This window comes from Acidaminobacter sp. QWL-03, assembly GCF_058683855.1.
In genome coordinates this window covers 1,119,647-1,138,412 of the sequence record NZ_CM178752.1, presented here as the reverse complement: position 1 = coordinate 1,138,412, position 18,766 = coordinate 1,119,647, and the positions used below count along the sequence as shown (strand labels likewise).

Genomic DNA, 18,766 nt, shown 5'->3' with positions numbered 1-18,766 from the left:
CATGGAAGATATCAAGGGTGACCTTTGCACTGACCTGACTTAATATGTTTAACGGGAGCGGATGTACATGTACGGGATTTTACTGAAACGCATCTATGAGCCTGTGTCTGATTCGGATGGCTTCAGGATTCTTGTGGATCGTCTGTGGCCAAGGGGGATCAGCAAGGAAAGAGCGTCGCTGGCCGACTGGGCAAAAGACCTGGCGCCGAGCACGGCTCTCAGAAAAGACTTTTGTCACATGCCAGAGCGTATGGAAGACTTTAGAGTCCGCTACACTATGGAGCTTGACCAGAGCGAAGGTGCTGCTGCTTATGCTGCGCGGCTCCGCCAGATCTTGGAGGTTCAGCCGGTGACGCTGCTCTATGGCGCGAAGGATCACGAGGTTAACCATGCGACGGTGCTAAAAGCATGGCTGGATAGTCAACTGAAGCCCAAATAGCTTCAATCTTTAGAATAACCCATGACTGAAGTCAGGTGTGTGCGCGGTTATTAATTCAAATCACTTCCAGCGGCACTTTTTTGTCCGGCGCCGGAAAAGCCTCGTCCAGACGAGCCCAGTCTTCATCACTGAGCTTGACGTAGAGCCCTTTGATCAGGTCGTCCACATGGGACGCGTTTGAGGTGCGTGGAATGGCCGCCGTTTGTGGATCCCGAAGGGCAAAGAGGAGCATCAGCTGATGAAAGCTGATCCGGTTTCTGGCGCAAACTGACAAAATGACTGGATGTGAGACCAGTTCTTTTTTTAGAGCGCCGCCTTGTGCCAGCGGGGAATAAGCCATGAGCGCCACGCCGTTGGCTTTCATCCAAGGCAGCAGGCTGTGCTCGATGCCTCGTGAGCCCAGATGGTACATGACCTGATTCACTGTGCATTTGTCGCCGCCCTTAACGGAAAACAGCGCTTCCATATCCGCAAGATCGAAATTCGAGACGCCCCAGCGTCTGATCTTCCCCCTGGCAACCAGTGCCTCCATGCCATCCACGGTCTCCTGCAGCGGAACACCGCCCCGCCAGTGGAGGAGATAGAGATCCAGATATTTGGTCCCGAGCCGCTCCAGGGTTTCGGTGCAGCTTTTGGCAATTTTGCCTTCGCTCGCGTTGTGAGGGTAGACTTTCGACACTAAGTAAAGCTGCGTACGATCCGCGTCCTGGATCGCTTTGCCCACGATGGTTTCCGCGCCGCCGTCTCCATACATCTCTGCAGTGTCAATCATGCGTATGCCTTGATCCAGGCCACGCTTGACTGCCTGAAGCTCCCTGGACTGATAACGGAACTGTTCGCCCAAAAACCAGGTTCCAAGGCCGAGCCTCGGCATGGTACTGCCATCTTTTAAGTTTAAATTTTCCAGCTGCAGCATTTTGCTCCCCCCTTCGCTTATATAAAATTGTTAAAAATTACAAAAATGGCCGCACCCTTGAAAATTGACTTTAATCCTGATCGTGATATTTGAAAGACACTTTGAGTTTGGTTCGGAATAATACCGCCTTGCCATCCTCAATTTGGAGGTCCATTCTGACGACTTCAGCTATGCGAATGTCATCCAGAGACTTGGAAGCCACCTCTACAGCCGAAATAGCTGCCTTTTCCCAGGATTCCTCACTAGTACCGATCAGTTCGATGACTTTGTAAACACTTTCAGCCATTTTCTCTCTCCTTTTCGCGTAAGTCTGGGTGAGTGACAAACGTCAGACAGACAATGACGACAGATCGGGTGCAGCCCTCATAAACTTGTGTTATGAAAAATACCTTATTGCTGATTTATACCCCCATTTGATGATCACTGGACGCTCACTTTTTCGTTCCTTGAATAGAAATTCAACGTCATGGGTATAGATGCCATGTCGACGTGGTGATCCTGACTGAAAGCATCCTATAAAAAAGCATTTTGCCGACGGTCACCCATCTCCACCCCACAAAGCTTATGGAAAACAGGAGGAAAATTATGAGGCGCAAGGACCGCGAAATGGACCGAAGCTTTGGACTTTACGTGATAGATAAGGCACGATTTGGCGTTCTGACGACCATCGGCGAAAAGGGGATCCCTTATTCGGTGCCTGTCTCGCCGGCAAGGGTGGGTGACATCATTTATCTGCACAGCGCTCCTGAGGGCAGAAAGATCGACAACCTGAAGTTCAATGGCGCTGTCACAATGGTCTTTGTGGGGGACATCCACATTCCGGACCCTATCCAGCCTGAAGAATTTGAGGCGCTGAAAGCCGAGAACCAGGTTGCATCATTAGTGGCGAACAAGTTCACAACTGAATTTGAGTCCGCCATCCTCACGGGTACAGCGGTCTTGGTGACATCAGACGAAGAAAAACTTAAGGGACTCAGAGCGATTTCAGAGAAGTTCACGCCCCTCAATATGCCTTATTTTGAGGCCGCGGCGGAAAGTGGGATGTCGAGGACCGTCGTGATCCGGATCGACATTGAAACCCTCACCGCAAAAAGAAAGAAATATGATGCCGATGGCATCGAAATGAAGTGGGGCAGAACGGAATAAGGGCTTTGACGGGCTCTTGCATGCCTATTTTGAGGAGGGATACCCGTGTCGTTGATTGTATGTGTCTTCGTTGGAGAGGGAATTGTGCTGGCAAGTGACAGCCGTTCCACTTATAATCGCATGGAGGAAACCAAAGAGAAGAAAGTACAGACCCTGGGGATTCACACAACAGATACGACGTATAAGACATTCCTGTGCCCCAACCAGATTGGTTTGTCCGTCTGTGGGGAAGTCTCCATAGACAATAAACCGCTGACCGGTTATATTGAAGCCTTTATACGCGAAAACATGGGACCGGAGACGGACATTGACGAGGTGCCGGAAGCCCTGATTACCTATTTCAACCGTTTTGACAATGTGCCGAATTCCAACTTTTTCATAGCGGGGTATAAGAAGGTTGGTTCTGCTTATGAAAAAAGGCTGTGGAACGTTAATATCAAGTCGAAGCGCGCAAAGCGGGAGGGCACGGAGAATCAGGGCGCGTCCTGGTCTGGTGAAGTGGATGTCCTGGCCAGACTTCTGAGTCCAGCTCAGATAAAAAAACCCGATGGCAGCACAGTCGACTTCAAAGCACACGACATTTCGTGGAACTATTTCACTCTCCAGGATGCCGTGGACTTTGCCGAGTTTGCCATCCGCACCACGGTGGATACCATGAAATTCCAGAACAGGCTTAAGACCGTAGGCGGACCTATTGATATTTTAATACTAAAGCCAGGGGAGGCTTACTGGCTGCAGCGGAAGGAACTGAGTGTGTGAGGTGTGAAACCGGGGGTTGATAGGTGGAAGTCGCTGACACCTCATTTCATTTCAGAAGAAACTCGGTGTCTGACACCGAGTTTCATATTTCAACCAAATATGAACATTGATAGAGCCCTTAATGAAAGAAGGATTCACTGCTGTCCGAAACCAGCTTGGCAATCAGGCAACAAACTCTAATGAGATTCAAAAAAAATTTGATTGACATATTTAAGACCTGGATGTAACCTGTATACAGGTAAAGTGTTCAGATTATTCTGAAATCCGTAATACAATTTGGATTTGATGAGTTTATATTTACATGAGTGCTATTTTCGGATAATATTTCAAAGTCAAATCCGAGGAGGTTATACCTTGACCAGACAAACAAAATTAGTCATTCCGAAGAAAAAAGCACAAAACCTAACGGATGTAGCTTATGATGCCATAAAGCATATGATTATTTACAATGAAATAAGTGCTGGTGAATTTTTAAGTGAAAATGTACTTGCTCAAGCTCTGAACATGAGCAGGACTCCGGTGAGGGAAGCTTTAAAAATTCTGGCCAGTGAAAGTTTAGTTGAAATTCACAATGGGATTGGCATATTTGTACGAAATATTACAACGAGAGAGGTTCACGAACTGTTTGAAGTCCGTACTGCGCTTGAATGCGCCGCTGTAAAATCATTTTTAAAGAATGTAACAGAGGAAGATATATATGAATTGGAAAAGAGCTGGATTGAAAGCAAACAAAAGTTGGAAGATGGGATAGAAGTTTCATATGAAGATTTGGCAGGTTCTGATCATAAGCTTCATGCACTGATATTGGATAAGTCAGACAACTTAATAATGCAGGATATAATGCATAGTATCCGTCAAAGGATTCAAAGAATCCAGGCTTTATCTATCAGCAAATTTCCATATCAAGCAGTTACAATTCAGCAGCATTTGGATATTATTCAGGCAATCAGGGAGAAAAATGAAGAAAAAGTTAAGCAGCTATTGGCTGAACATATTCAATTTGCAGAAAACAATGTTTTAAAAGATCCGGATTTTCATCTTTAACGGAAGTTCAACAGCATCTTATATTATTTTGAGCTGCGGGTTGACATAAAGAACTAACAGCAAGAAACGACTTTTTTGCCATTTGACCTGTATACAGGTTGAATGGTGCGTGGATATAGCTCTCTTTTCTTCTAAGATTTTGAAATATGCTAGGGTGCTGCAAGATAAAACATTCTCTAAAGGAGGCAGAATTGTGGAACTGACAAAGTTCGAAAGGGAGATGCTTGAAGGCAAGCATGGAGAAGGTACTGCAATCGCTATGAAAATTCAGGCAGCCATTGGGGATTCATTTCACGCAAAGAGAATGGTACCAATAACACGTGCTCACGTGGCCCTCAGCAATCAAGAAGCTGACCTATGGTTCGCAGAAAAATTGTTAAAAGCGGGTGCACATTGTAAAATTCCACCGACTGTAAATCCAGGATTTAATCTTAATTATTTCACAAGCGCAGGTAAAGTCACTGATGAATTCGCGAGTCTAATGCAGCGCACGCACAATACTTATAAGGCACTTGGCGCAGTACTATCTTATAATTGTACACCATACATACAAACCAATGTCCCATTCTTTGGCGAAATTACCGCCTTTTCTGAGTCAAGTGCAACACCTTACATCAATAGTGTTTGGGGAGCAAGATCGAATCGAGAGGCAGCTCAGAGTGCACTTTGTGCTGCTATTACAGGTGTAGTCCCCGAATATGGACTTTTACTCGATGAAAATCGATTCGGCGACATCTTGGTCAATGTTGAAGCTGATATAAAAAGCGATTTTGAATATCAACTTCTTGGATATATGGGAAAGAAAATTGGACCGGGCATTCCTGTTTTTACTGGTCTCCCTACACCAATCACACCTGAATCTTTTATGAATCTTGGGGCACAGCTTAATACCTCTGGTGCATATGGCATGTACCACGTTTTGGGTGTTACACCTGAAGCACCAACTATGGAAGCTGCATTTGGCGGAAAAGAACCAAAACGAATAGTCACAATCACAAATGATGATCTGAAGGAGATTCTGTCTCAAATTTCTGAGCCTGGTGAACAAAAAATAGATTTTGCAATGTTTGGTTGTCCTCATTTCACTCTCCGCCAAGTTCAGATTATTGCTGAGCGCATCCGCGGTAAAAAATTGGCTGTCGAAATGTGGATTCTCACCTCAAGTCATACTAAAGAAATGGCGGATCGAATGGGCCTCCTAGAAACGATTAGAGAATCCGGCGGAGATATAGTTTCAGACACTTGTCCAGATCAACCATGCTGGCACTATCTCTCAGGAAAAACCGGAATAACGGATTCACCAAAATGTGCCTATTATCCTAAACGCAGGGGGCTGAATTTTATTATTAGAGATCTTGAAACCTGTATTGACGCCGCGCTGAAGGGGGAAATCGATTAATGTCTGTCAATGAAAAAAGTTTTTCATGCCATCGCATCTCAGAAGGTATCGCTGAAGGTGAAGTAATCGTTTCAAAAGACGACATTATGTTTTATCTGATCAATCCCGAAACAGGAGAGGTGATTGAAAAAGGCCATGATCTAGAAGGTAAAAGCATTGCAGGCAAGATTTTGGTTTTTCCGGGCGGTAAAGGAAGTTCAGTAGTTCAAGCCGATGGTCTTTATCAGCTGGCAATGAAACAGAATGCACCTAAGGCTATGATCATACAGAATCCCGATACAGTGCTTGTATCCAGCGCTATCATAATGGAGGTCCCAATGGTGGATCAATTGGATGAAGCCTTCTATGCTGAATTAAAAGAAGGTTGTAAGGTCAGGGTAGATGCAAATTCAGAACAAGTCGTATTTATCTGATTCATTTAGGCAAATTGATTTATTTTGGAGGTGAGAAATCAGGACTTTTGATTACATATAGTATATAGGTCTGGGTTGTTTGGAGTGAACATCAAATTTGAGGAGGAAGACTATGAAAAAGTTATTTGCACTTCTGTTGATTCTTGTGATGATTATTGGTATGACGGCTGGATGCAGCAGTCCTGCACCTGCGCCTGCAACTGAGACACCTGCGGAAACGCCTGCAGAAGCACCTGCAGAAAAAGCCGTCATTAAAGTAGCTCACATTGTTTCTGAAGAAACTGCGACACATCGTGGTGCAGTTGCCTTCAAAGATTATGTAGAAAAAGAATCTGGCGGTTCTATAGAAGTTCAACTGTTCCCAAATGGACAATTGGGTGGCGATCTTCAGTTAACGGAAGCAGTCGCGTTAAACACAATCCAGATTGCGATTCCTTCGACAGCTGTATTAACAGCCTATGATCCAATCTTTGGACTGCTCGATCTCCCATTTATATTTAAAGACGTTCATGCAGGCTTCAATGCGCTGGATGGAGATCTTGGCAAGAAGTTGGATGAAAAACTGGCTCCGGTTGGCCTCTTGAATCTGGGTTATAGCTACAATGGTGCCCGCAGCATGTCAAATAATGTAAGACCAATCAACGAGCCAAAAGATCTTGTAGGCATAAAGATGCGTGTTATGGAAAGCCCAGTCTTCATAGACATGTTCAAATACTTGGGTGCCAATCCGACTCCAATGAGCTTTGGTGAAGTCTTTACAGGTCTCCAGCAAGGGACTGTCGATGGCCAGGAAAATGCGCCGGCACTTGTTTATGCGTCGAAATTCTATGAAGTACAGGAGTTCTACAGCCTTACAAGCCACGTACAATCCTACCTTGCTAATGTTATGAATGCAGATTTCTTCAACGGATTATCTGAAGATCAGCAGAAGGTTGTCATGGATGGCGCTAGAAAATTCCTGATAGAAGCAGAACGTGAAGATGAGATTAACGACAATATCGCGACTGTAGACAAATTAAAAGAAGCAGGCATGACCGTTAATGAAATTTCAGCAGAAAACATGCAAAAATTCATGGATGCATTGGTTCCAATGCATGACAAGTATAAAACTGAATTCGGTCAGGAATGGTTTGACCTAATTGAACAGTACAACAAGTAAAACTTCCCCTTTGACATTGCCCCACTTTGGCCGGGAGGCGGATTCTGCCTCCCGGCATCTTTCAAATTCAAGCATATTAATAATAAAATTCTGGTTATTCCTCCTAGTTTATTTTGGAAGAAGGTGATGTGGATGAGAAAATTGCTTCGACTCTACACTAAATTTGAAGAACGACTATTAGTTGCTAGCCTTGTTTTTACAGTTGTTCTGATCTTCGTGCAGGTCATTATGCGATACGTGTTTAATAATTCATTATCCTGGAGTGAAGAGCTTGCGCGTTATATATTTATTTGGCAAATCTGGTTAGGAACAGGTGTTGGCATTCGAATGAAAGAGCAAATCCGGGTAGAAATACTTGTTAAGAAGCTGAGTCCAGCAGGGGCAAAGTGGTTGAATGCCATAGCTCTGACTATCCTTCTAATATTTTGTATCTTTCTCGTCATCAATGGTTACCAGCTCGTATTGAAGATTGCTGGAAGAAACGCGCTTTCGACCGCTTTGAAAATTCCGTTAAGTTATGTCTATTTATCTCTGCCATTCAGTTCGGCGATCACAAGTGTGTATATCATTGATCAGTTGGTAGAACTATTCAGACCAGCGAAAGAAGCCGAAGGGGGGACAATATAAGATGGAAGCATTATTTCTGTTTGGGTCCTTTATTGTCCTGATCATACTGAGCGTTCCAATAGGTTACGCTGTTGGAATTTCCACTGCGATTACGCTGTTCTTATTTGCAGACATTCCACTGGTTATGGTAACACAAAACGCCGTAGCTGGGTGTGATTCATTCCCTTTGATGGCTATACCGTTTTTCATCCTTGCTGGAAGCCTGATGAGCACTGGTGGTGTGGCAAAACGACTCCTTGACTTTGCCAACATGATCTTTGGTTACTTTACTGGCGGCCTAGCTATGGTTACAACTGTTTCATGCATGTTTTTCGCGGCCATTTCCGGTTCAGCCATGGCGACGACATCGGCTATTGGAACGTTTATGATCCCAGCCATGAAAGAAAGGGATTACGACACTAGTTTTGCTGCATCTTTAACTGCTGCTGCAGGAACCATCGGCGTCATCATTCCTCCAAGTATTCCTTTCGTCATCTATGGTGTCGTTGTCAACACCTCCATCAGCGACTTGTTTATTGCAGGTTTTATACCTGGCGTTTTGATGGGTATTGCATTACTGGTAACCTCTTACATATTGGCAAAAAAATTTGGCTACAAAGGCACTGGGCATTTTCCTAAACCAAAAGAAGTTATAACGTCTTTCAAAGAAGCCATTTGGGCGATATTGGCTCCAACCATAGTTCTTGGCGGCATTTATGCTGGTGTTTTTACGCCTACAGAAGCTGCGGTTATTGCAGTCGTCTACTCTGCGTTTGTCGGGGCATTTATCTACAAAGAACTAACCTGGAAGCTGCTTTACAAATCATTGTTTGATACCATTTTAATCAATGGCATCACAACTTTTATGGTGGGTTTCTCCATGGCTTTTGCGGGATATCTGAGCATTCAGCAGATCCCAACGGCGATTGCAGATTCAATCATGACCCTTACAACCAACAAAATTTTGCTTTTGTTGATTATCAACTTATTTCTTTTGGCGATTGGCTGCTTAATTGATAATATCCCAGCGACCATTATCCTTTCCCCAATACTGCTGCCAATTGTTACTCAACTCGGTATGTCACCTATCACATTTGGTGTTGTGATCACAATGAACTTGGCGATAGGTTTTGTTACGCCGCCATACGGCATTAATCTGTTCGTGGCATCAGCTGTTGGGAAGGTCTCTATTGGCAGCATGATGAAATACATGAAATATTTTCTAGTGGCTTTGATCATTGTTTTGATGATCACGACTTATGTGCCGGCCACCACTATGTTTTTGGTCGATTTGTTGAAATAAGTAAAATTATATTCAATAAAACTTTGACATCAGGGATCTATGGAGGTGCACTATGAAGTTAACTGTTGAAGAAAAAGATATGCTCGAGGGAAAATATGGAGAAGGCATTGCAGCAGCAATGAAAATTCAAGTTGCAATGGGTGAGACATTTGAGGCTGAACGCATGGTGCCTATTACTCGGGCTCATGTGGCACTGAGTGCTCAGGATGCAGATCTTTGGTTTGTGGATAAACTTCTCAAGCTAGGTGCACATTGCAAGGTATCACCCACTGTAAATCCGAGTATTGACCTTAAATATTTGAAAAAGCATCTTTTTGAGATTCCGAAGGCTGGTATTGATATTGTCAGTGCCACAAATGAAGCTTACAAGCAAATTGGGGCAACCTTAACCTTCGATTGCACACCGTATTTACAACAAAACGTTCCAGGATTTGGTGAAGTCATCGCTTTTTCTGAATCCAGCGCCACACCATATGTCAATTCAGTATTTGGGGCAAGATCCAACCGTGAATCTTCACAAAGCGCTCTCTGTGCAGCAATTACTGGTTTAGTCCCGGAATATGGACTGCTTTTGGACGAAAACAGAAAGGGCGAAATTCTGGTCGAAGTCGAAGCTAAAGTTGAAACTGATTTTGATTATCAGCTCCTGGGATGGTGCTATCCAGAACTTTATAAAGGACTGGAGATTCCAGTTTTCACCGGCATAAAATCAAGACCAACGCCTGCTGGATTCATGAATTTTGGGGCTCAACTCAATACTTCCGGCGCAGTCTCCATGTATCACATGGTAGGCATTACACCGGAAGCGCCAACGCTTGAAGCTGCATTCGGAAACAATAAAATAAAACATCGGTTAAAAATCACAGATCAGGACTTGGCTGCGACCAGAGAAAGGTTGTGCAGGGAACCAGGCAAAATTGATTTTGCCATGTTTGGATGCCCTCATCTCAATATTGATCAAGTGGAGACTATTGCTAAAACCGTTGGAGAACGTAAATTCGCTGTCGACTTTTGGGTGCTCACCAGCTCACTGACACGTGAACTTGCGGACCGCATGGGTTTCTTGGATGTCATTCAACGCGCTGGCGGTCATATCATCGCGGATACATGTATTGATGTACCACCTTGCTGGCAGCCGTATTACGGGATGAATGCTGTCACTGACTCTCCAAAGTGCGCTTATTACAACGAGATCAGAGGGATTAAATTTAAAATTCGTCCGTTGGAAGAAGCCGTAGAGGCGGCGATTCTCGGGGAGGTGCTTAAATAATGGGAACAAAATTTTACTGTAAACGAATTTCTGAAGGTTACGCGGAAGCTGAAGTCATAATATCAAAAGACGCCGTGTGCTACTATTTGGTTGAGCCTGAAACCGGTTTGGTTGTCGAACGCAATCACGATCTGGAAGGCCGGAACATTGCAGGCAAGATTCTGATGATGCCGTCAGGAAAAGGCAGTTCAGTGGTTCAAGCCGATGGTCTCTTTAAGCTTGGTCGAAATCAAAAAAGCCCACTCGGTATGATTATTGAGCATGCAGATCCCGTATTAGTTTCAAGTGCGTTGATATTTGAAGTGCCCATGGTCCACAAAGTAGACCCAGAATTCTACAAGTTGGTAAAAGATGGTGATCGAATTATTCTGAATGCCACAGAGGGCTGGATTGAAATTTTATAGACCATAAGTGTTCAAGAATTCAACTCAATCAGCCATACTTAAAATGATAGTTAACCTGAACTAAAGGGAGGCATTCAATTCATGCAAATGATGATACCCTATGGGCCAGACAGAATCACTTTTGAAATTCCGAGTGAAAATTTTCTATTTGAAGGTACTCTGAAGAACACAAAGGGAGAGTCTCATCTAGCTGAAGCAGTTCGAAAAAGTCTGGATAACCCCTTTGGATGCCAGTCACTCAGGGCTTGCGTGAAGCCAAAAGACCGCGTCCTCATATTGATTGAGGACGCGACTAGATCAACGCCGGTTAAAGAAATCCTGCCTGTTTTAGTCGATTACCTACTAGAATGTGGTTTAACGTATGAACAGATTGAGATTTTGACGGCACCTGGATCTCACAGGATGATGACAGAAGCAGAAATATTGGATAAAGTTGGTCAGGATCTATTTGATAAACTCAAGATCCATCAGCATGATTACCAGGATGAAGGCAGTATGGTCACGATGCCTTCAGTCTTCGTAAAAGGATTTGAAATTCCTGTCCAGGTCAACAGAAAAGTAAATGAAGTGGATTTTATAATTGGAATTGGCAATATCATCCCACATTCTGATGCTGGATTTTCAGGTGGTGCCAAGATTCTGCAGCCAGGCATTTGCGGATACCCCACCACGGCTGCAACGCATATTTCGGCTGCTATGCTCGATGAGATCCCGCTTGGCATTGTAGACAACCCGTGCAGGCTTGGAATGGAGCAGGTCGCAAGACAAGCGGGATTGAAATTCATCATCAACACAGTCAAGAATCCTCTTGGTGAGGTTATAGAAATTGTCAGCGGTGATTTTGTTGAGGCTCATCGGGAGGGTGCCAGAATTTCAAGAAATGCTTTTTCTATTGAAATGCCAGAACTTGCCGATATTGTCGTCGTCAGTTCATACCCTGCAGATTTGGATTTCTGGCAAGCTTTGAAAGGGGTTACCTCAGCTTATTTTGCTGTTAAGCCAGGCGGAACTATTGTCTTTGCCAGCCCATGTTATGAAGGGCTTGCCCACAATCACCCAAAATTTTCTGAATGGTTGAGTATGAGCTATCATGACATTCTCGAAAAGGCAAAAGCTGCACCTATTGATGATAAATCGATCGATCTCATCTCAGCTGTTCTTGCTGTCTGCAATTCAAGAGCTCGAGAAAAAGCTCAGATTTTAGTTGTTTCACATGGTCTGAGTGATGAAGATGTCAAGGTATTGGGTTACAAGCGTGAGGAAAGTGTTCAATCAGCCGTGGATCAGCTGCTAAAGCGGAATCCTGGCGCAACCATTGGTATCCTTCCACGTGGTGGGGACTGCCTGCCGGTATTAAAAAGTCAGGCAGAGGGTGTCGCGCTATAACCTGTCTGAATTGCAATGCGGCCTATCCCACAACACAGGGAGGTTTGAACCTTGTTCAGAGAATGTTTGCAGTATTTGGACCCATATAAAGCAGGGAAACCGATTTCAGAGTTAAAGATAGAATTAGGTCTAGAACAAGTTTATAAATTGAATGCAAACGAAAATCCCATGGGCCCATCAACTGAAGCCATGAAAGCGATTGCTGCCATTATTGATCAGATCAGCACTTATCCGGATGCAGGTTCAGATAGACTTAGACTCGCGCTATCTGGGCTTTTGGGAATTAAACCGTCACAAATCCTGCTCGGAAATGGCGGAGATGAGCTAATTAGACTAGTGACCGAAATTTTAATTGATCCAGGAGATGAAGCTATTGCAGTTGTGCCCTATTTCACACTATATAAAAATAATGTACAACTCATGAATGGGATACTCAAAGAAGTTCGTTGTGAGTCTTTTGATTTCGAACCTAAGAGCATATTGGAGGCAATAACATCAAAAACCAGATTGATTTTTTTGACCTCCCCCAATAATCCAACCGGTACAATTATTCACAGGGAAAAATTAATTGAACTTCTATCTCAGGTGCCAAAAGATATAGTCATTTTGCTTGATGAAGCTTATTATGATTATGCAGCAGACTGCCTGGCGTATCCGGATGGTATTGCTTATCTGAAGGATTACGATAATCTGATTGTACTTAGAACGTTTTCCAAATCAGCTGGGCTCGCTGGTATAAGAGTTGGATATGCTGTTTCTTCTGAAAAGATCATCGAGGCGTTAATGAAAGTCAAACTCGTTTTTAATGTCAATTTATTGGCTCAGGCAGCTGCTCTGGCAGTACTTCAAGATCCGAGACATATTCAAAAAAGCATACAACAAAACAAAAGGTCATTGAAGAGACTATGCGATTATTTTGATTCTAAGGGCCTTGAGTATGTGCCATCCTTTGCCAATTTTGTGTTTGTAAATTTTGGTTGCCCTGTATTAGAGGTAATCCAACATTTATCAAAGGACGGGATCTTTATTACACCTGGCACGGTTTGGGGGTATGACACTTGGGGAAGGATTTCAACCGGTTCAGATGAAGCCATGACCGCAGTGATCCATTCAATGGATCGATGGATGATGAAGTAAAGTGAGAAACGTTTAGAGACTCAGGCAGATAAAAATCGTGTCTTGAAATCGATTCAATTACCAATTTCAATAAAATTTGTATATAAACTTCTCAGATTCAAATTCACTATATTTCTAAAGCTTGCTTCCTAAAACGACCCTCCTCTCCAACATAGCTCCAAAAGTTCCAAAACCCAGCGACACCCCCTCGGGGGTGTCGTTTACTTTCCCTAAATATGCTATAATAATCCATACGCATTCACATTGACAAGGAGGTCGGTACTTTGGAGCTCACCTATTACAAATGCCCGCTTTGCGGCTTTATTTATCAAGTGCCGGAGTACTGGATGGACTTTTCTCCTGAGGAAACCCTGGAGATGTCGCACATTAATCTGGAAACCAAGGAACTCTGCACGGAGACTACACTTCAGAAGCTGAAGCCTTAATACTACGACGCCGGAGGAACCCATCTTGACGACCCTTAAGATTGCCATGCTTCATCTAAACTCAATTGCCGGCGAGGTCGACCACAACAGGCGCCTGATTGAGCGCGGCATCGATACCGCTCTCAGGGCTGGCGCGACATGGATTATCACGCCGGAAACTGCCGTCAGCGGGCTGCAGTTTACTCATTTGATAGGAACGTCCTGGATTGAGCCGCAGCCAGATGCTTGGTCGCTGGAACTCGGCAGGCGTGTGAGTGCCGCTGGCGCTTATTTGTTCCTTGGGCAGCCTGAACAAGGCGAAGATGGACTTTTTTATAATACAGTCTTTGTGCTGGGCGGTGGGAAAGGAACCATCGGCAGCCAGAGGAAGATGATCGTGCACTCGGATGGCTGGTCGAGCTTTGGCGAGGAGATTAAGCCAGTGGACATAGACCATATCCGTGTTGGCATCATGATCTGTGCGGACGCGTACACCAATAAGGTCGCGGATCGGCACCTCTCACAGGGTGTGCAGGTGCTGGTGGCGCCGAGTGCCTGGGGCCCCGGGCTCTACGGACCTGAGGGCGAGTGGGAGCAGCGCTCCAGGGAAACGGGACTGCCTGTGTTCGTGTGCAACCGGACGGGGGAGGACAAAACCGTGAAGTTTTGGGAGGCGGAGAGTCTCGTGATCCACAGGGGTAAACGGCTTCTGACTCACAGGACCCAGCGCTCCGAAGCGCTGGTCTTTGAATGGGACTTCACAGCGCAGCGTCTGATATCAGAGTTTTTTGAGATCTTTGAAATTGCAGACAAATAATGCCATGGAGGCGATTCACATGACCTATCATACAGCGGATCTCGGTCCTATTCGTTTTACATTAAGACCGTTCCAAAAAAGTGACCTCGATTGGGTCATAGACCGCCATGACAGGCTTTATACTGAGGAGCAGGGTTTTGACAACACCTTCCGTCCCTATGTGGAGGGACCGGTCTATGACTTTGGCGCTTCAGCGATCCCGGAGAAGGAAAACCTTTGGGTTGCTGAGGCCTGGAAAGGCATAGGGTCTGAAGGCATACGGGCCGGTATGATCGCTATAGTCCGCGCGGACGACACAACGGCTCAGCTCAGGTGGTACCTCATAGAGCCCGAATTTCGCGGTTTGGGACTAGGCAGGACCATGCTGCGCACCGCCCTGGGGTTTACGAAAGCGGCGGGTTATTCCAAAGTATTTCTTTGGACCGTCAGCCAGCTGGATGCTGCGCGCCACCTCTATACGGATTTTGGCTTCCAGATTACCGAGGTCGAGACCCACGAGATCTGGGGAAAGGTTCAGACGGAAGAACGGTGGGAGCTGGCGCTGTAGGCCGTTTCTCGCCACGCATAAAACAGGCAGCATTGACGGGCAGAGCTGTAAAATGGACATCTTGTTTCTCATAAGCGTCACAACCAGGCGCACCCGTGAGTTGGCTTCAAAAAACTTACATATTAAGGAGAAAAGAGCCATGAACGTCGTCAAGTTGTTTCGGAGTTTAATACTGCTGCTCCATGTCTTTGTTGGCGTGGGTGCTATCGCGGGTGGTCTTGGCGCCATCCTCAACCCTGTCACACCAGGAGGCGCAAGTGTGGAACTGCTCAAGACAGGGCCCTTTGAGACCTTCCTCATTCCCGGAATCATCTTATTCACTTTGTTTGGACTCGGCAATCTTGCCGCAGCTGCATGGCTAGTGCTGCACTGGAGGCAGCCGGACCGCGGCGCCCTGATCCACGGTTATGCCACTGGCATTCTGGGCGCGGGCCTGATCATCTGGATTGTCGTTCAGTGCCTGATGCTTCAAATGATCGTGCCGCTTCATGTGATAATGTTCTGCGTGGGCACTGTTCAAGGCCTTTACGCCTTCAAGCGCCTTTGGGAACGAAGCGCGTTTCCGGTCAGTCTGGTCAAACAGGTGCTGGGCGGATTGAAATAACTAAATGAGGGTGCCCGTTAAGAAGCGTACGCCGCCATGACCTTCTTTAAGCGTTCTCTCAATAGGGCACCCTTTACCCATAGAGCATCTATTTTGAATGATAAGGGCAGGTGAGTGCATGAAGGACCGCGTTTCAAATGAACGGATCACAACTAAATCAAAGCGCCAAGCAGGGAAGATCGCCCTTATGTTCCTGCTTACGGTCATAATTGCCGCCTCTTTTTTTGGTGCTTTGCCGATGGTCTTCGCCACTCAGGCCCCGCCCCGAGTCACTACCCAGGCCCACGCCCCAATTGCTCAGGAAACCCTAGAGGCCATTGAAAACCTGAATGCCGAGGAACTTGCCCTGTTGTCTGAGCTTTTCGAGACCGCTTCACGTATCGATCAGCTGGAGGCTGAATTGGCTGTGATCCAGAACGACATCCACACCCTTGGCGGTCAAATTGAAGCAAAGCAGACTCAGATCAATGAACGTGAAAGGGACTATAACGCTGTCAGAGACACCCTTGGAGAGATCCTGAAGTCCCAGCAGCGTGCGGGTGCAGCTTCCAACCTGGAGATTGTTCTCAACGCCACATGCCTGAAGGATCTGCTCAGACGGTTAAATTTGCTCAGGGAATTGTCCCGCAAGACCGATACCCTGATGCAGGAGACCCAGGCTGCGCACCTCAGGCTGGAAGAAGAAAAAGCGGCGCTTTCGGTACTCTTTGAGGCGCAAAAAACTAAAGAAGCTGAGCTGGCAGCATCCCTGCGCAGCCTCTCTGAAGCAAAAATCACCCTCGAATCCCAGCTTCAAGCCTTGGCCTCAGACCGGGCTTTTTATGAGGCGAACCTTAAGAGACTGGATCAGAGCTGGTCTGCCTTCAAACCTGTCTTCACCGAATCCGTCACCACCCTGTCTGAGATGCTGGAATCGGGAGATGTCCCTATTGGGAAGATTGAACTTGAGTTTTCCCCAAGCGGGGTAAAGGGACGGATCACGGATGACAACTTTAATGCAGTAGTCAGCCGACGACAAGGCCTTCCCGAACTTCGTTTTGACTTCACCAAAAAAGGTGTTCTCATGACCTTTGTCAAGGAAAAAGCTGAGCTTCAGGGCTCTTTCGAAATTGTGGATCAGCGTACGCTGGCATTCGAAGTCGTAAGCGGCACTTTCCAAGGGGTCTCAATGAGCCAAGCTGCCTTGGAAGACCTGGTATCCAGGGGTACATTAACCTTTGACCTTACGGGTACCTTAGGAAAAAGCACATTGCGACAGATCACCCATGAGGATGGGGCGATCACACTCACCATAGATATTAAACTATTTTAGGAGGTGTCCCGTGATTCATGCCGAAAAAGCCAGTCTGACGTACCGCGATGGGACACAGGCCCTGAAGACCTTTGATCTACATATTCCAAAAGGCGAGCTGGTCTATATTACAGGTCCCAGTGGCTCAGGCAAGACCAGCTTGTTAAAACTGCTGATGGGCATTGAATTCACTTCCTCCGGCTCGTTGGAGGTTTTGGGCCAGCCCATGTCGGCGCACCATGAAAGTGCCATAAGAAAGATGCGAAAGCAGGTTGGCCCCGTCTTTCAGGATTTCCGACTTTTAGAGGGCCGTTCAGTCATGGACAACGTCCTGCTGGGCATGCGATTTTTGGATATCAAGCCACATGACAGGGAGGACAGAGCGGAGGAAAGCATTCACAGAGTGGGTCTCGACCATAAGCGCCATCATCCCATCAGCAACCTGTCCTGGGGTGAGTGCCAACGCGTGAGTATTGCCAGAGCGGTCGCCCGAAACCCCATTCTGATTGTTGCAGATGAACCTACAGGTAACTTAGACATGGAGAACGCAGTCAACATTCTGCGGCTTCTGGAATCCTTCCGGTCACCTGAGACGACGGTGGTCATAACGACCCATGCGACGCATTTGATGACCACGGGTCAACCGCTCCTGCACCTGATCATGGAAGCGGGGCAGATGACCGCAGAAAGGCGGGGTGCAGATGTCTAAACTGATGAGTAACCTGGACTACGTCTTCCAGGAAGTCAAAACTATCTTAAGGCTGAACGGCATTTCCAGTCTCCTGTCCCTCGTCAGTTTGACTCTGATCTTTTTTGTGGCTATTTTGGCTATGAGCAGCTGGCAGATCAGCACCAGCCTGGTTCAGGCCCTCGAAAGCGAGGCAGAGATCAGCGTTTATTATGACGCGGCCCGGGTTGAAAGCGGCGATCTGGATTTGTCCAGCCTGATCTCAAAGATCGAGTCTGCCGATGGTACCCTGACCACACTCCCCATCAGCGCAGAAGACGCCTACACACAAATGTCGGTCATTTTAGGACAGGACGCAGCGGTACTGAACCATTTTGACGAGAACCCCTTTGAACCCTATTTGGAAGTGGGTATTGATTTGAACAAGCTGTCTGTAGTGATTGACGAGATCCAAGGTCTCGACGGTGTGGTCTACGTCCGTGACAATCAGACGGTGCTTGAAAAGGTGGCCTCCATTGCGGGCGTCGTTTCCGGGATAGGAATCTTTGTAGCCATAGCCGTGGGACTGGCTACCTTGATGGTCACCTCCCACATCATTCGCGAAGGGGTACATTCCAACCGGGAGCAGATTATGACGCTGAAGCTGCTGGGCGCCCCAAATGGATTTATCTATCAGCCCTATGTCATGGGCGGTGTGTTGTTGACTACTTTGGCAGGATTGATGGCCGCCGGACTGTTTATGTGGTTTGTGACGGTTGTCAGTGCAGATCTGGCGGAAGTCATAACCTTCCTTCCACCGGTCAATGCCGGCCATATGATTTCTTTGACTTTGTGGGGTTCAGTTGTGACGAGCTTTGTTCTTGGTCTCGCTGCGAGCCTGCTTGGCCTCAGCATGATCCGAAATCATGGGATGCGGGTCTGAGGCGGTTTATGGACTAGACGAGCAGCAACCTATCAATGGATAAGGTGAGGAAGGCGGTGACGCCTTCCTTTTTGGTGTTTGGATGGAAGGCGGTGTCTGACACCGTCTTCCA

At 46.3% G+C, this 18,766-nt stretch carries 22 protein-coding genes; 20 read left to right on the top strand and 2 right to left on the bottom strand.

The genetic code is table 11. The annotated features are described in order from the left end of the window. Positions 1 to 67 precede the first annotated feature (67 nt). Positions 68 to 439, top strand: a complete 372-nt coding sequence (locus AC4PHM_RS05160) for a DUF488 domain-containing protein (RefSeq protein WP_492019844.1) — start codon at positions 68 to 70, stop codon at positions 437 to 439. Between the two features lie 55 nt (positions 440 to 494). On the opposite strand, the gene AC4PHM_RS05155 is transcribed toward AC4PHM_RS05160, so the two are convergent. Together AC4PHM_RS05155 and AC4PHM_RS05150 are read right to left on the bottom strand one after the other, a co-directional pair. Next, positions 495 to 1,355: an aldo/keto reductase gene (locus AC4PHM_RS05155; protein ID WP_492019843.1), complete on the bottom strand. Its 861-nt coding sequence runs from the start codon at positions 1,353 to 1,355 to the stop codon at positions 495 to 497. Positions 1,356 to 1,425: 70 nt separating this feature from the next. Next, positions 1,426 to 1,641 carry a dodecin family protein gene (locus tag AC4PHM_RS05150; RefSeq protein WP_291405882.1) on the bottom strand — a complete coding sequence of 72 codons (216 nt, stop codon included), beginning with the start codon at positions 1,639 to 1,641 and terminating at the stop codon, positions 1,426 to 1,428. Positions 1,642 to 1,940: 299 nt separating this feature from the next. Here AC4PHM_RS05150 and AC4PHM_RS05145 point away from each other — a divergent pair, with 299 nt between their 5' ends. The 19 genes from AC4PHM_RS05145 to AC4PHM_RS05055 all read left to right on the top strand — a co-directional run bounded on the left by AC4PHM_RS05145 (position 1,941) and on the right by AC4PHM_RS05055 (position 18,654). Further along, on the top strand, positions 1,941 to 2,501 hold the full coding sequence (locus AC4PHM_RS05145; RefSeq protein WP_492019841.1) for a pyridoxamine 5'-phosphate oxidase family protein: 561 nt from the start codon (positions 1,941 to 1,943) through the stop codon (positions 2,499 to 2,501). A 45-nt stretch (positions 2,502 to 2,546) separates the two neighbouring features. Further along, positions 2,547 to 3,260, top strand: a complete 714-nt coding sequence (locus AC4PHM_RS05140) for a hypothetical protein (protein ID WP_492019840.1) — start codon at positions 2,547 to 2,549, stop codon at positions 3,258 to 3,260. A gap of 354 nt (positions 3,261 to 3,614) precedes the next feature. Beyond that, entirely contained in the window at positions 3,615 to 4,304 is a 690-nt protein-coding gene (locus AC4PHM_RS05135) for a GntR family transcriptional regulator (protein WP_492019839.1), read from the top strand. Positions 4,305 to 4,497: 193 nt separating this feature from the next. Beyond that, entirely contained in the window at positions 4,498 to 5,703 is a 1,206-nt protein-coding gene (locus tag AC4PHM_RS05130; protein WP_492019838.1) for an aconitase X catalytic domain-containing protein, read from the top strand. After that, positions 5,703 to 6,116: an aconitase X swivel domain-containing protein gene (locus AC4PHM_RS05125; RefSeq protein WP_492019836.1), complete on the top strand. Its 414-nt coding sequence runs from the start codon at positions 5,703 to 5,705 to the stop codon at positions 6,114 to 6,116. Before AC4PHM_RS05130 ends, AC4PHM_RS05125 begins: the two co-directional genes overlap by 1 nt. Before the next feature lie 112 nt (positions 6,117 to 6,228). Continuing rightward, entirely contained in the window at positions 6,229 to 7,275 is a 1,047-nt protein-coding gene (locus tag AC4PHM_RS05120; RefSeq protein ID WP_492019835.1) for a DctP family TRAP transporter solute-binding subunit, read from the top strand. 132 nt (positions 7,276 to 7,407) lie between these two features. Continuing rightward, the gene (locus tag AC4PHM_RS05115; RefSeq protein ID WP_492019834.1) at positions 7,408 to 7,902 is read left to right on the top strand and encodes a TRAP transporter small permease; all 495 of its coding nucleotides are present in this window, start codon (positions 7,408 to 7,410) and stop codon (positions 7,900 to 7,902) included. Position 7,903: 1 nt separating this feature from the next. Next, the gene (locus AC4PHM_RS05110; RefSeq protein WP_492019833.1) at positions 7,904 to 9,184 is read left to right on the top strand and encodes a TRAP transporter large permease; all 1,281 of its coding nucleotides are present in this window, start codon (positions 7,904 to 7,906) and stop codon (positions 9,182 to 9,184) included. Positions 9,185 to 9,236: 52 nt separating this feature from the next. After that, positions 9,237 to 10,454, top strand: a complete 1,218-nt coding sequence (locus AC4PHM_RS05105; RefSeq protein ID WP_492019832.1) for an aconitase X catalytic domain-containing protein — start codon at positions 9,237 to 9,239, stop codon at positions 10,452 to 10,454. Beyond that, positions 10,454 to 10,858 carry an aconitase X swivel domain-containing protein gene (locus AC4PHM_RS05100; RefSeq protein WP_492019831.1) on the top strand — a complete coding sequence of 135 codons (405 nt, stop codon included), beginning with the start codon at positions 10,454 to 10,456 and terminating at the stop codon, positions 10,856 to 10,858. The genes AC4PHM_RS05105 and AC4PHM_RS05100 overlap by 1 nt, the downstream gene beginning before the upstream one ends. Positions 10,859 to 10,939: 81 nt before the next feature. Continuing rightward, positions 10,940 to 12,244: a nickel-dependent lactate racemase family protein gene (locus AC4PHM_RS05095; RefSeq protein WP_492019830.1), complete on the top strand. Its 1,305-nt coding sequence runs from the start codon at positions 10,940 to 10,942 to the stop codon at positions 12,242 to 12,244. 51 nt (positions 12,245 to 12,295) lie between these two features. Then, a complete protein-coding gene (hisC, locus tag AC4PHM_RS05090; RefSeq protein WP_492019829.1) occupies positions 12,296 to 13,381 on the top strand; it encodes a histidinol-phosphate transaminase in 1,086 nt (361 codons plus the stop codon). A gap of 263 nt (positions 13,382 to 13,644) precedes the next feature. Then, a complete protein-coding gene (locus tag AC4PHM_RS05085) occupies positions 13,645 to 13,806 on the top strand; it encodes a hypothetical protein (RefSeq protein WP_492019828.1) in 162 nt (53 codons plus the stop codon). Positions 13,807 to 13,831: 25 nt separating this feature from the next. Then, positions 13,832 to 14,602, top strand: coding sequence for a carbon-nitrogen hydrolase family protein (locus tag AC4PHM_RS05080; RefSeq protein ID WP_492019827.1), 771 nt, complete (start codon positions 13,832 to 13,834; stop codon positions 14,600 to 14,602). Between the two features lie 19 nt (positions 14,603 to 14,621). Continuing rightward, on the top strand, positions 14,622 to 15,149 hold the full coding sequence (locus AC4PHM_RS05075) for a GNAT family N-acetyltransferase (protein ID WP_492019826.1): 528 nt from the start codon (positions 14,622 to 14,624) through the stop codon (positions 15,147 to 15,149). Positions 15,150 to 15,288: 139 nt separating this feature from the next. Then, positions 15,289 to 15,753 carry a hypothetical protein gene (locus AC4PHM_RS05070; RefSeq protein WP_492019825.1) on the top strand — a complete coding sequence of 155 codons (465 nt, stop codon included), beginning with the start codon at positions 15,289 to 15,291 and terminating at the stop codon, positions 15,751 to 15,753. A 118-nt stretch (positions 15,754 to 15,871) separates the two neighbouring features. Next, positions 15,872 to 17,065, top strand: coding sequence for a coiled-coil domain-containing protein (locus AC4PHM_RS05065; protein ID WP_492019824.1), 1,194 nt, complete (start codon positions 15,872 to 15,874; stop codon positions 17,063 to 17,065). Between the two features lie 10 nt (positions 17,066 to 17,075). Continuing rightward, the gene (locus AC4PHM_RS05060) at positions 17,076 to 17,753 is read left to right on the top strand and encodes a cell division ATP-binding protein FtsE (RefSeq protein ID WP_492019823.1); all 678 of its coding nucleotides are present in this window, start codon (positions 17,076 to 17,078) and stop codon (positions 17,751 to 17,753) included. Beyond that, positions 17,746 to 18,654 (top strand): cell division protein FtsX, encoded by a 909-nt coding sequence (locus AC4PHM_RS05055; RefSeq protein WP_492019822.1) that lies wholly within the window; start codon positions 17,746 to 17,748, stop codon positions 18,652 to 18,654. Before AC4PHM_RS05060 ends, AC4PHM_RS05055 begins: the two co-directional genes overlap by 8 nt. Positions 18,655 to 18,766: the final 112 nt, after the last annotated feature.